Genomic DNA, 12,353 nt, shown 5'->3' on the forward strand with positions numbered 1-12,353 from the left:
ATTTGATAATGACTAATTATTGTTTTTATTATCTTTATTATTAAAATTATAAACTATTTTTCATTTTCGTTGTTTTCCTCCTCTTCTTCTTTTGGAAAAATCTCAATTTTAGGCTCTTTGATAGTTTCTTTGTTAGACAAGCTGCGTTCTAACGACAAAAGCAAACTTGGTAAGAGCAATAAGTTGGTCATCATTGCGAAGAGCAGAGTAGCCGATATGAGTCCGCCGAGGGCTTTGGTACCTCCAAAACTTGAGAGTAAGAATACCGAGAAACCACAGAGCAGTACAATAGAGGTATAGAACATACTTACTCCTGTTTCGCGTAAAGCAGCATATACTGATTTGCTAATCTTCCAATTACGCGCTACTAACTCTAAGCGATATTTAGCCAAGAAGTGAATAGTATCGTCTACCGAAATACCAAAGGCAATACTGAACACAAGTATAGTGGAAGGTTTGAGCGGAATGCCAAAATAGCCCATCAGTCCTGCGGTGATGAGTAGCGGTAAGAGGTTAGGAATGAGTGAGACAACTATCATCTTGAACGAACGGAACATATACGCCATAATGAGCGCAATGAGCAAAATAGCTAAGGCTAATGACCAAATGAGGTTGGTAGCTAAATAATTAGTACCTTTGGTAAACAAATAGGCTTTTCCTGTTATTTTTACATCAAAACGATCGCTAGGGAAGAGCTTTTGGGCTTTGGTGTAGATGTTTTCCTCTATTTGTTGCATCTTTTCCGTACCAATATCCTTCATAAAAGTAGTGATACGTGCTGTTTGCCCTAAAGAATCTACATAAGCAGAAAGCATATTGGCATTGCCTTTAGAGTTCTTTACGTACGAAAGAATGAAATTTTGCTCTTGAGTAGTAGGTAAACTGTAATATTTAGGGTTGCCGTTGTAATAGGCTTGTTTGGCGTATTTTACTAAGTTTACTAATGAAAGAGGTTTGGATATTTCAGGGATTTCCTCAATATGAGTGCAGAGTTCATCAATGCGTTTGAGGTTAGCTAATTTAGTGACGCCATTTTTTTGTTTAGTATTAATGGTGATTTCCAAAGGCATAATTCCTCCATAATTTTTCTCAAAGAAGCCAATATCATCAAAGAAAGCAGCTGATTTAGGCATATCTTCAATGAGACTCCCTGAAATTTTAATTTTGTAAATACCTATGATACTCAAAATGAGCAACGCAATAGCTGTTGTAAATACCGCAATGCGATGGTGTTTAACTGTATTTTCAATGAATTTGATGAGTCCACCAATCCAGTTGCGGTGCAAATGCCTAAGGTGTTTTTCCTTAGGAATACTCATATAACTATAAATAATGGGGATAACCAATAGAGAGATGAAGAAAATAGACACTACATTGATAGAAGCAATCACACCAAATTGTTTAAGCAAGGTACTTTCAGTAAAAATGAAGGTAGCAAAACCGATAGCCGTGGTGAGATTGGTGAGCAGGGTTACATTGCCCACGTTGCGGATAACCCTAATAAGAGACTTGGCTTGGTTGCCGTGTTTACTAATTTCTTGCTGATATTTATTGATGAGAAACACACAGTTAGGGATACCAATTACAATCACTAATGGTGGAATAAGTCCTGTGAGAATAGTAATTTCGTAGCCGAAAAGCCCCAAAAATCCAAAAACCCACATTACTGCAATTGATACCACGCCCATAGAGATGAACATTGCCCTGAATGAACGGAAGAAGAAAAAGAAAATCGCTGAGGTGGAAAGTAAGGCAGCTAAGATAAATAGCCCAATCTCATCCATTATATTTTGAGCGCTAAGGGTACGAATATAAGGCATACCCGAAGTATGCACTTTGAGTCCAGTTTGCTGTTCAAATTTTTCTACAATGGGAATAAAATCGTTGAGGATAAAATCCTTGCGAGCTTGTGTATTGACAATTTTCTTGTTCATATACACGGCTGTTTGCAAGGTGTTATTTTTCTTGTTGTAGATAAGACCTTCGTAGAAAGGCAATTTTTCGGAGAGTATTTGCTGGAGACTATCAGCTTGAGCTTGAGTTTTTACTTCTCCTTCAATGAATTTATGAGTAACAAAGCGTTGCTGAGCAGTGTCCTTTACCAAGATAGGGAGGTTATTAATAGAGATAACTGCGTCTATTTGTTTAAATTGCTTCAGTTCGTTACTAAGGGCAATCCATTTGTTGAGCACCTCGGGCGTATAGATTTTTTCATCGTCTAACGCCATTAATATCAAGTTACCTTCTTCACCAAACTTATTGAGGAAGTGTTTGTACTCCATATTCACGGGGTGATCATCGGGGAGCATATTCGCTTCGGTGAAGGTAAAGCGAACGTTCTTCCACTGAGAAGCTAAGCCTCCAGTGATAGCAATTATGAGTAGTAGAAAAGCAATTCGGTTGCGCAATATTAAGCCAGCTATGGTACTCCAAAAACTGGCTTTTATCCATTTAAACATTTGGGTCTCTTCTTTAAATTAGCGCGCAAAAATAAGAATAATTTGCCAATTAGCAAATTTAAGTTAGACCTTTCTATTCATTAGCTTTAGGGCAAATTCTTTTAGATAATGGCGTTTTTCATCGCTGATGGTGAGCTCGGTGAGTGCACTAAGGGCTCTACGGGTAGTGTACTCTATTTCTTGACGTACAGCTGTAGTTGCTCCAGTGGCTTCGAATAATGCTTTTACTTCGTTGATTTTCTGCTGACTATCTTCGGTAGTAGCGTAGTGTTGTAACAGTGTTTTTCGCTGTTGTTCATCGGCTAATTTTAAGGCAGTTAGATAAAGAATTGTCTTTTTATTTTCGATGATATCACCACCTATACGTTTGCCAAAAGACTCATCGCCAAAAGTGTCTAAATAATCATCTTGCAGTTGGAATGCTAAACCTAATTCTTCACCAAAAGTATAAATCGGCATTTGATTTTCAGGAGAAGCATTAGCTATGATAACCCCCATTTGTAAAGCAGCCCCTATGAGTACAGCTGTTTTGTAGCGTATCATCTGTAAATAATCGGGGATACTTACTTCGGTTTGAATTTCAAAATCCATATCCCATTGTTGTCCTTCACATACTTGTAAAGCAGTACGTGAAAGTATTTTAGTAAGAAGAGAAAAAACCTCAGTAGGATAGTCGTCTAATAATTGATAGGCTTTAACCAGCATTGCATCGCCAGAGAGGATAGCGATATTGGTGTTCCATTTTTTGTGTACAGTAGTCTCTCCACGTCGTAAAGAAGCCTTGTCCATAATATCATCGTGAACGAGGGAAAAATTATGTAATATTTCTATAGCCATAGCTGCATTGAGAGCTTTGTGGTAATCGGCATCAAAAAGATCAGTTGCTATGAGAGTGAGGATAGGGCGCAATCGTTTGCCTCCCAATTGCAAAATGTAACGCATAGGTTCATACAAATTGCGGGGTTCTTTTACAAAAAGTTTAGAGTTGAGATGGTCTAAGAAGGCTTCTCTGTATTGTTCTACTGTTTTCATAGGGCGGATTTTTTTAGTTGTTGGATTACCGTTCTCACCGATACAAAACCTATTTTTTCTTCAGGGATTTCTTGTAGTTTGAACCATTCTAAGGCTTTGATTTCGTCGGGAGCAACTATGTGTACTTGTTCTTCAGCTAATTTGCACTCGAAGAAAATATCCATAGTGCGGTAAGGTACATTTTTGTACAGATAGTTGTTGGGAAAGGTAGTGATAAATCGCAATTGTTCAGGCTTTATAATCATTCCCATTTCCTCTTTTACTTCACGGCAAGCAGCTTCTTGAGCAGTTTCCTCGGGGTCGATAAATCCTCCTGGGAGGTCTAGTTTGCCTTTATCGGGATCCATATTGCGCACTGTAAAGAGTATTTTATCTTGGTGACGAAACACTACAGCTACAGCAGCAGCAATATTATGAAAATAGGTAAAACCACAATCGTGGCAGAGAAAGCGTACGTTGTTAGGGAACTCTATATGAGTAGAAGTACAATTAGGACAATGTTTAAAAATACTTTCCATAAAAAATAGTAATGTATAAAATCAGGCGACAAATATAGTGAAAAAAGTATTATACTCAGTATAAAAATTCTTTTTTAGTTGAATTAATATGAAAGAGACTGTCTAAAAAAGTTAAAACTAAACTTTTTAGACAGCCTCTTTTTGTAAGAAAATCTATTTACTAAATATTATTTCTTTTTAGCAGCTTTTTCAGCTTTAGCAGCGTCTTGAGCAGCTTTCATTGCGGCACGAGATACTCTTATCTGGCAAACTACAGTGTTATCTGGGTGCATAATTTTGTAGTTTTCTTGAGCTAATTTAGTAACATATAATTTGTTACCCATTTCCAAACCTGAAATGTTTACAGGAACGAAGTCAGGCAAGTTATCAGGAAGTGCTTTTACTTTGAGTTTGCGGTTAACAATACGCAAAGTACCACCAGCCATAATACCAGGAGAAGTTCCTTCGATTTGGATAGGCACTTCGATAGTGATTTCTTTGTTTTTGTTCAACTGATAGAAATCGATATGGATGATTTTATCAGTTACAGGGTCAAACTGAATGTCTTGCAGAATGGCATCGTAAGTTTTACCATTTAATTCAATCGCAGCGGTGTATACATTAGGAGTGTACACGATGTTTTTGAACGCTAATTCAGGTGCTGAAAAATGCAGAACATTGTCTCCTCCGTATAGTACGCAAGGAACCTGTCCAGCATTACGTAAGGCTTTGCTAGCTGCTTTGCCCACGCTTTCTCTTTGAGATCCTTTGATTGTAATTGATTTCATTTATTTATATATAGTTATTAAGTTACTTATTTTTAGTTAATCCCTAATTTTTACATTATAAATTTAGAACTGATAGGTTCATTGTGGTGTACTTTGTGCATTACGTCGGCGAATAGTTCAGCACAACTCAATACTTTTATTTTGTTTGAAGGTTGTTTTAGAGGTATTGAATCAGTTACGATTAATTCTTCTAAAGCTGAATTTTCTATACGTTCGTGAGCATTGCCACTGAGGATAGGGTGAGTAGCAACAGCTCTTACACTTACAGCACCTCGATCTTTCATTAGTTGGGCAGCTTTTACTAAGGTGCCAGCAGTATCAACCATATCATCGACTAATACTACATTTTTACCTTCTACATCCCCAATAAGTTCCATTGTTTCAATCACATTAGCTTGTTTGCGCTGTTTGTAGCAAATTACTACATCACATTTTAAAAACTTAGAATATGCATAAGCTCTTTTAGAACCACCCATATCAGGTGAAGCGATACACAAGTTATTTAAATTCAAACTTTGCAAATAAGGCAAGAAAATACTTGAAGCAAAAAGGTGATCTACAGGGCGTTCAAAGAAACCTTGAATTTGGTCGGCGTGCAAGTCCATTGTCATAATGCGAGTAGCACCTGCCGCTTGTAAGAGGTTAGCAACCAATTTTGCTCCTATGGGCACTCTAGGTTTATCTTTTCTATCTTGGCGAGCCCAACCAAAGTATGGCATTACCGCAGTGATATGGCGTGCTGAAGCGCGTTTGGCAGCGTCTATCATTAGCAAAAGCTCCATTAAATTATCCGAATTAGGGAAAGTAGAGCATATTAAGAAAACGCGTGCCCCTCTAATTGATTCCTCAAAAGAGGGCTGAAACTCGCCATCACTATAATAAGATAGTTTAACTTCACCGAGCGGAGTACCGTATTTTTCTGCAATTTTCTCAGCGAGTTCTATGCTTTTAGAACAAGCGAAGATTTTTGAATTAGGGATGGTTTCACTAAACATTTTTATCAGTAAGCATTAAGGTATAAAAACTTCTAATTTTTCAGGGCGCAAAATTACAAATATTAATGATAATAGCAACTATAACCCTAAAAAATATTCTGTTTATTATTTTTTTTCTTGGCTACGGCGTTTTTTCTCAGCTTTTAAAAGAGAAAGCTCGCGTCCTGTTTGTCCAGCTACTGAGGTGTTTTCTTCAGCACGGCGTATTAAGTAAGGCATTACTTCGCGTACGGGGCCAAAAGGCAAATATTTAGCGATGTTATAGCCTTCTTTAGAAGCATTGAAACTGATATGGTCACTCATTCCGTATAGTTGAGCTATCCACACGCGTTTGTCGTTAGGTTGCAATCCTTTTTCTTTCATTAAGTCCATTATCAAAGCTGCACTTTCTTCGTTGTGAGTACCTGCAAAGAGTGCAATTCGGTCGATATGTTCAATGATATATCGTACAACAGCATTGTAATTATCATCAGTAGCTTGCTTGTTAGGGCAGATAGGTGTAGGGTATCCTTGTTCGGCAGCGCGTTCATTTTCTTTTTCCATATAGGCGCCTCGTACGATTTTTACACCTATATAAAATCCTTTGTTTACGGCACGTTCATAGAGTCCTTTTAGATAAGGTAAACGATCGTGACGATACATTTGCAAGGTGTTGTACACAATAGCTTCTTCTTTGTTGTACTTTTCCATCATTTCTTCTACGAGGTCATCGGCAGCGGTTTGCATCCAGCTTTCTTCAGCATCTACTAAGATAGGAATTTTGTAGTCATAAGCACGTTTACAAGCAGCATCAAAACGCGCTTTGATGCGTTCCCATTCATTTGTTTCCGCATCGGTAAGAGCTTTTTTCTCAGTAATTTTTTGGAAGATAGCAAAACGACCAAAACCTGTAGGTTTAAACACTACAATAGGAATACCTTCGTCGCGGTGGAGGTTGCCAAAATCAATGGTTTCCATCGTCTTTTCAAAAGTAGCTTCGATAGAAGTTTCTTCATCTTTTCCTTCTACTGAGTAATCAAGTACAGAGCCAACACCTTTTTGGTGCATTTTTTTGATTACAGGCAGACAGTCTTGTTCGGAGATGCCACCACAGAATTGTTTGAAAACTGTGCGCTTGATAAGACCTTCTATAGGCAAACGCAGTTTTAAAGAGAAGTTGGTGAGGGCGATGCCTAAACGAGTAAGGGTGTTACTACCTATGAGTTTAAAGAGGCGGTAAGCCCAATTGAGTTCAGATTGGCTTTTAAGAGCAAAAGCCGTTTGAGTGTCGGAGAAACGTGTACTCATAACAATTTTACAATTAACGGTTGATGAGGCAAAAGTAATATTTTTATTTTGATTGTACAAATTTTAATTTCGTTTTTTGATAAAAAAGAAAAATAGAGAAGATTTTAGAGTTGTTTTTAGAAAGAGTGATTTATCAAAGTTTAGTGTTTTAATAAATTTATTACATTGATAATCAGTTGTTTTTGTGTTTGATACTAAAAAGGAAGATCTGTCTAAATTTTAGGAAGCTTTTTGTTCTTTTATTCGGGATATTTGCTGGTATCTTGATAGATATTAAAAATACCTTTAATAATCTTCTTTCTATCTTATCTACTACATAGGCCACAATATAAGGGTATCTCTTCATAGTTTAGGTACTACTTTATTTTATAAGGTAATTCCATATTCAGAAGCTACTTCATTAATCATTACATCAAAATTTTCACATTCCTCGAAAGGAGTGTTATGAGCCTCTATTTTATTAAGAAAATCTACTAATCTTGGCGTCATTTCAATAGGCTGAGGTATGTCCTCTTCTTGAATGATAAAGACATTTAAAGATCTTATAAAATCTTTTATTGAATTTAATTTATCTACATCAGAGGTAGCAAAGGTTACAGCTGTTTCCATAGTCAAAATATTTTTAAGGGTTACATAAAAGCAAAAAAATCACTACTTATAAGTAGTGATTAAGGGTTGTACTCGGAGCGGGACTTGAACCCGCACAGGCATTACTGCCCACTGGATTTTAAGTCCAGCGTGTCTACCGATTCCACCATCCGAGCCTTTATGATAGACATAAAAAAAGAGCGAAAAACGGGGTTCGAACCCGCGACCTCAACCTTGGCAAGGTTGCGCTCTACCAACTGAGCTATTTTCGCATATAAATTGTTTCAATAAACTTGCATCTGAAGAGTTACTTTGTTTCTCATTTGCGGTGCAAAGGTACGACAAATATTCATTCCTGCAAATTTTTGAGCAACTTTTTTTTTACTTTTTTACATATTTTTTATAACCTACATTCTTTCAGGTACTTGTATTCCTAACATTTTAAAAGATTCTGCGATGATTTCACCTATTTTTTTGCTCAGAGCTACTCTAAAATGGCGTTTGTTAGTGTCTTCTTCACCTAAAATGGAAACGTTTTGGTAGAATGAATTGAAGTCTTTTACCAAATCGTATACGTAATTAGCGACCACAGCAGGGCTATAATTATCCGCGGCATCTTGTACAATAAAAGGGAAAAGAGTGATACTTTTCAGTAAGTTTTTTTCTTTTTCTTGTAGAGCATCAGGTTGTATAACAGTTATTTCTTTGTTATTATTCGTTTCAGCGTATTTGCGTAAAATAGATTGGATACGAGCGTATGTGTATTGGATAAACGGTCCTGTATTTCCTTGAAAATCGATAGATTCTTTAGGGTCAAATAAAATACGTTTTTTAGGATCTACCTTTAATATATAGTATTTTAAGGCTCCTAAGCCAATAGTGTGATACAAATTTTCTTTTTGAGCTTCGGTATAGCCATCGAGTTTGCCGAGTTCCTGTGAAATTACTTTGGCAGTCTGTTCTATTTCAGCAATTAAGTCATCGGCATCAACAACGGTTCCTTCACGGCTTTTCATCTTTCCACTAGGCAAATCTACCATACCATAGCTGAGGTGGTACAAGTGTGAAGCCCAATCGTACCCCAATTTTTTTAAAATGAGAAAAAGTACTTTGAAGTGGTAGTCTTGTTCGTTACCAACAGTATAGACCATTCCTTTCACATCAGGATAGTCCTTTACACGTTGAATGGCAGTACCCATATCTTGGGTTATATATACTGAAGTACCATCGGCACGGAGTACCAACTTCTCATCTAAACCATCGGCGGTGAGATCGCACCAAACAGAGCCATCTTCTTTTTTGAAGAATACCCCTTTTTGTAGACCTTGTTCTACGATGTCTTTTCCTAATAAATAGGTATTGCTTTCGTAGTAGTACGAGTCGAAATCTACTCCTAAATTCTTATAAGTAACTGCAAAACCATCGTATACCCATCCGTTCATTTGTTTCCAAAGTTTCATTACTTCAGGGTCGCCTGCTTCCCATTGGCGAAGCATCTCTTGAGCTGCTACAAATATAGGTGCTTGTTTCTCAGCTTCCTCTTTAGATTTTCCTTGAGCTATTAGTTCTTGGATTTCTTCTTTATACGCTTTATCGAATGCTACATAGTAGTTTCCTACTAGTTTATCTCCTTTTAATCCTGTGTTTTCAGGAGTTTCTCCATTGCCAAAACGTTGCCAAGCTACCATAGATTTGCAAATGTGTATTCCTCTATCGTTGATAATTTGGGTTTTATACACTTTATGTCCGGCAGCTTTTAAGATTTCGGCTACTGAATAACCTAAGAGATTGTTACGGATATGTCCTAAGTGCAAAGGCTTATTAGTGTTAGGAGATGAGTATTCTACTAAAATAGCCTCTTTACTATTAGGTGTTGCTAATCCAAACTGAGGATTGTCTTTTATTTCTGTTAAAAAGTTGAGGTAATAAGTATCTGCGATAACAAGGTTTAGAAAGCCTTTAATCACATTGAAATCGGTTACTAAATTACCTACTTTTTCTTTGAGGTAAGTTCCTATTTGTTCGCCTATTTGCACAGGATTGCCTTTGATTTGGCGTAAAAGCGAGAAGACCACGAGGGTCACATCGCCTACAAACTCTTTTTTAGTTTGTTGCAATTCTACATTTTCTAAACTTACGTTGTACAGTTCTTGTACGGCTTGTAGTATATGTTGTTTTAGGCTGTCATTTAAATTTTGCATATATTAATTATCAATCTCAAGGGTTATTAACTTTTGTAGCATATTCTGAAATAACTCGTTTGTCGAAATAAGGTTCTTCATCAATATGTAGTAATACAGGCAAGTTAGTATGGTGTAAAATCACTTCTTCAGTAGATGGGGTAGGGGAGCCGCTAAATACTATACTATGAATGTTTAACCCTCTGTTTTTTAGTGTTTCGTAAGTGAGTAACGTATGGTTGATACTACCCAAATAATGACGAGAAACTAAAATGACTTTATCCGTAGGATGAATTAGGTCAAGCATCATATCTTTTTCATTGAGAGGAACGTACAATCCGCCTGCTGCTTCTATAACAAGTGTATTATTGGTTTCAGGGCGAACAATTTTAGAAAGCTCAATTCGCACACCGTCTAATTGAGCTGAAAGATGTGGACTTGCAGGAGTGTGTAATCCATAGCTATTAGGGTGAAATACAGTGCGTGTATTGCTGATAAGTCGTTTTACTTTGTCAGTATCTGAGTTCTCTAAGTCTCCTGATTGTATAGGTTTCCAATAATCAGCTTGAAAAGCCTCTGTAAGAATTGCTGAAACGATGGTTTTGCCAACTTCGGTGGAAATGCCCACCACAAAATAAGTGTCTTTCATTTTGAATGGTTTGTTTTGAGAGTGCAAAAGTACAAAGTAATTGGCAAATGAGCAAAAAATAGCGATTAGTTTTTAGTTTTTAAAATCCAAAAATTTTCTTAAAAATATTTGCACAATTATTAAAAACTTTCTACTTTTGTGGCTTGAAAATAACCATTGATTGAGTTTTTTATAACTCATCATTTTTAAATAATAGATTATATGAAAGTTACAGTAGTAGGCGCAGGTGCCGTAGGAGCAAGTTGCGCAGAGTACATTGCTATTAAAGACTTCGCGTCTGAAGTAGTATTAATTGACATCAAAGAAGGTTTTGCAGAAGGTAAAGCTATGGATTTGATGCAAACCGCTTCCCTCAATGGGTTTGATACTCGTATTACAGGGGTAACCAATGATTACTCAAAAACTGCAGGCAGTGATGTAGCTGTGATTACCTCTGGTATTCCTCGTAAACCAGGTATGACTCGTGAAGAGCTTATCGGTACCAATGCAAACATTGTGAAATCAGTTGTTGAACAATTGGTGAAATATTCACCTAATGTGATTGTAATTGTAGTGAGCAACCCTATGGATACTATGGCTTATTTGGTACACAAAGCTACTAAATTACCTAAAAACCACATCATTGGTATGGGTGGTGCACTTGATAGCGCACGCTTTAAATACCGCTTGGCAGAAGCGCTTAACAGTCCGATTTCAGATGTAGATGGTATGGTAATCGCTGCTCACAGTGATAGTGGTATGTTACCTCTTACACGTTTGGCAAGCTATCGCGGTGTGCCAGTAACCGAGTTTTTGAGTGCTGATCGTCTTAACCAAGTAGCCGAAGATACTAAAGTAGGTGGAGCTACTCTTACTAAACTTTTAGGAACTTCAGCTTGGTATGCTCCAGGAGCTGCTGTATCAGCCTTAGTACAAGCAATCGCTTGCGACCAAAAGAAACTTTTCCCTTGCTCAGTATTACTCGAAGGTGAATACGGACAAAAAGATGTGTGCGTAGGGGTTCCTGTAATCATCGGTAGAGATGGTGTTGAAAAAATTGTAGAGGTAAAACTTAACGATGCTGAAAAAGCTAAATTTGCAGAAAGTACTGAAGCAGTACGTGAAGTAAATAAAGCTTTAGCAAGTGTATTATAGTCTGCCTTAAGACCTTAAAATTAGAATAAAAGCGACTTTTCCGAAAAAAGTCGCTTTTATTTTATTTGGTGTTCCCGTTCTCCGAAGGGGATAATCCGCAAAAAATACTTATAACTATTAAAATTTCTTTTATTTATGAAATATATTCTTGCATTTTTTGTCACATTTATTGCTACGGCACAACAAACTGATTTTGTGCTTCTCAAAAGCCTTTCTTCCGATTTTGTATTTGATATGAAATATGCAACTCCTGATAACTTTCTTAAACAAGCTGTTTATGAGTGTGGAGAATGCTATCTGCGCAAAAAAACAGCGGAAGCCTTGGTAAAAGCTAATGAGGAGTTTAAAACTTTGGGATATCGCATTAAACTATTTGATTGCTATAGACCTCTTGAAGTGCAAAAAAAGATGTGGAAAATACTTCCAGGTACTCATTATGTAGCCAATCCTGCCAAAGGTTCTAAACACAATCGTGGAGCAGCAGTCGATCTCACTTTAGTAGATAAGGATGGTAAAGAATTGGATATGGGTACTCCTTTTGATTTTTTTGGTGAGAAAGCCCATCATACTTGTACCACCCTTTCTAAAAAAGTACTTAAAAATCGCAAGTTGCTGAAAGATATACTGAATAAATACAACTTCAAATCTATTTATTCGGAATGGTGGCATTACGAATACCGCCCTGAAATGCAATCCAAAGTAGAAAACTTTCAATGGAAATGTGAATAATTACGAATAATGGTA

11 protein-coding genes and 2 tRNA genes are annotated in these 12,353 nt (G+C 36.9%); 2 read left to right on the plus strand and 11 right to left on the minus strand.

Features of this window, described 5'->3' with window-relative positions; all coding sequences use genetic code 11:
• Positions 1–53: 53 nt before the first annotated feature.
• The 11 genes from HMPREF9073_RS12700 to bioD all read right to left on the minus strand — a co-directional run bounded on the left by HMPREF9073_RS12700 (position 54) and on the right by bioD (position 10,475).
• Positions 54–2,459, minus strand: coding sequence for an RND family transporter (locus HMPREF9073_RS12700; protein ID WP_009414189.1), 2,406 nt, complete (start codon positions 2,457–2,459; stop codon positions 54–56).
• Between the two features lie 63 nt (positions 2,460–2,522).
• Entirely contained in the window at positions 2,523–3,491 is a 969-nt protein-coding gene (locus HMPREF9073_RS12705; RefSeq protein WP_009414190.1) for a polyprenyl synthetase family protein, read from the minus strand.
• Positions 3,488–4,009 carry an NUDIX domain-containing protein gene (locus HMPREF9073_RS12710; RefSeq protein ID WP_002678754.1) on the minus strand — a complete coding sequence of 174 codons (522 nt, stop codon included), beginning with the start codon at positions 4,007–4,009 and terminating at the stop codon, positions 3,488–3,490. The genes HMPREF9073_RS12705 and HMPREF9073_RS12710 overlap by 4 nt, the downstream gene beginning before the upstream one ends.
• 167 nt (positions 4,010–4,176) lie before the next feature.
• Positions 4,177–4,776, minus strand: a complete 600-nt coding sequence (locus HMPREF9073_RS12715; protein WP_002678801.1) for a 50S ribosomal protein L25/general stress protein Ctc — start codon at positions 4,774–4,776, stop codon at positions 4,177–4,179.
• A gap of 50 nt (positions 4,777–4,826) precedes the next feature.
• On the minus strand, positions 4,827–5,771 hold the full coding sequence (locus HMPREF9073_RS12720) for a ribose-phosphate pyrophosphokinase (RefSeq protein WP_009414191.1): 945 nt from the start codon (positions 5,769–5,771) through the stop codon (positions 4,827–4,829).
• 105 nt (positions 5,772–5,876) lie between these two features.
• A complete protein-coding gene (locus tag HMPREF9073_RS12725) occupies positions 5,877–7,058 on the minus strand; it encodes a proline dehydrogenase family protein (protein WP_009414192.1) in 1,182 nt (393 codons plus the stop codon).
• Positions 7,059–7,424: 366 nt separating this feature from the next.
• Positions 7,425–7,667, minus strand: coding sequence for a hypothetical protein (locus tag HMPREF9073_RS12730; RefSeq protein ID WP_009414193.1), 243 nt, complete (start codon positions 7,665–7,667; stop codon positions 7,425–7,427).
• A gap of 69 nt (positions 7,668–7,736) precedes the next feature.
• A tRNA-Leu gene (locus HMPREF9073_RS12735) sits at positions 7,737–7,822 on the minus strand.
• 23 nt (positions 7,823–7,845) lie between these two features.
• Positions 7,846–7,918, minus strand: a tRNA-Gly gene (locus tag HMPREF9073_RS12740).
• 135 nt (positions 7,919–8,053) lie between these two features.
• On the minus strand, positions 8,054–9,847 hold the full coding sequence (gene argS, locus HMPREF9073_RS12745; protein ID WP_009414194.1) for an arginine--tRNA ligase: 1,794 nt from the start codon (positions 9,845–9,847) through the stop codon (positions 8,054–8,056).
• Positions 9,848–9,863: 16 nt separating this feature from the next.
• On the minus strand, positions 9,864–10,475 hold the full coding sequence (gene bioD / locus HMPREF9073_RS12750; protein ID WP_009414195.1) for a dethiobiotin synthase: 612 nt from the start codon (positions 10,473–10,475) through the stop codon (positions 9,864–9,866).
• A 201-nt stretch (positions 10,476–10,676) separates the two neighbouring features.
• On the opposite strand from bioD, the gene HMPREF9073_RS12755 reads away from it, so the two are divergent.
• Both HMPREF9073_RS12755 and HMPREF9073_RS12760 read left to right on the plus strand, forming a co-directional pair.
• Positions 10,677–11,609 carry a malate dehydrogenase gene (locus HMPREF9073_RS12755; RefSeq protein ID WP_002678807.1) on the plus strand — a complete coding sequence of 311 codons (933 nt, stop codon included), beginning with the start codon at positions 10,677–10,679 and terminating at the stop codon, positions 11,607–11,609.
• 135 nt (positions 11,610–11,744) lie between these two features.
• A complete protein-coding gene (locus tag HMPREF9073_RS12760; protein ID WP_009414196.1) occupies positions 11,745–12,338 on the plus strand; it encodes a M15 family metallopeptidase in 594 nt (197 codons plus the stop codon).
• Positions 12,339–12,353: the final 15 nt, after the last annotated feature.

Origin of the sequence: Capnocytophaga sp. oral taxon 326 str. F0382, assembly GCF_000318295.1 — a bacterium.
Taxonomy (GTDB): Bacteria; Bacteroidota; Bacteroidia; order Flavobacteriales; family Flavobacteriaceae; genus Capnocytophaga; species Capnocytophaga periodontitidis.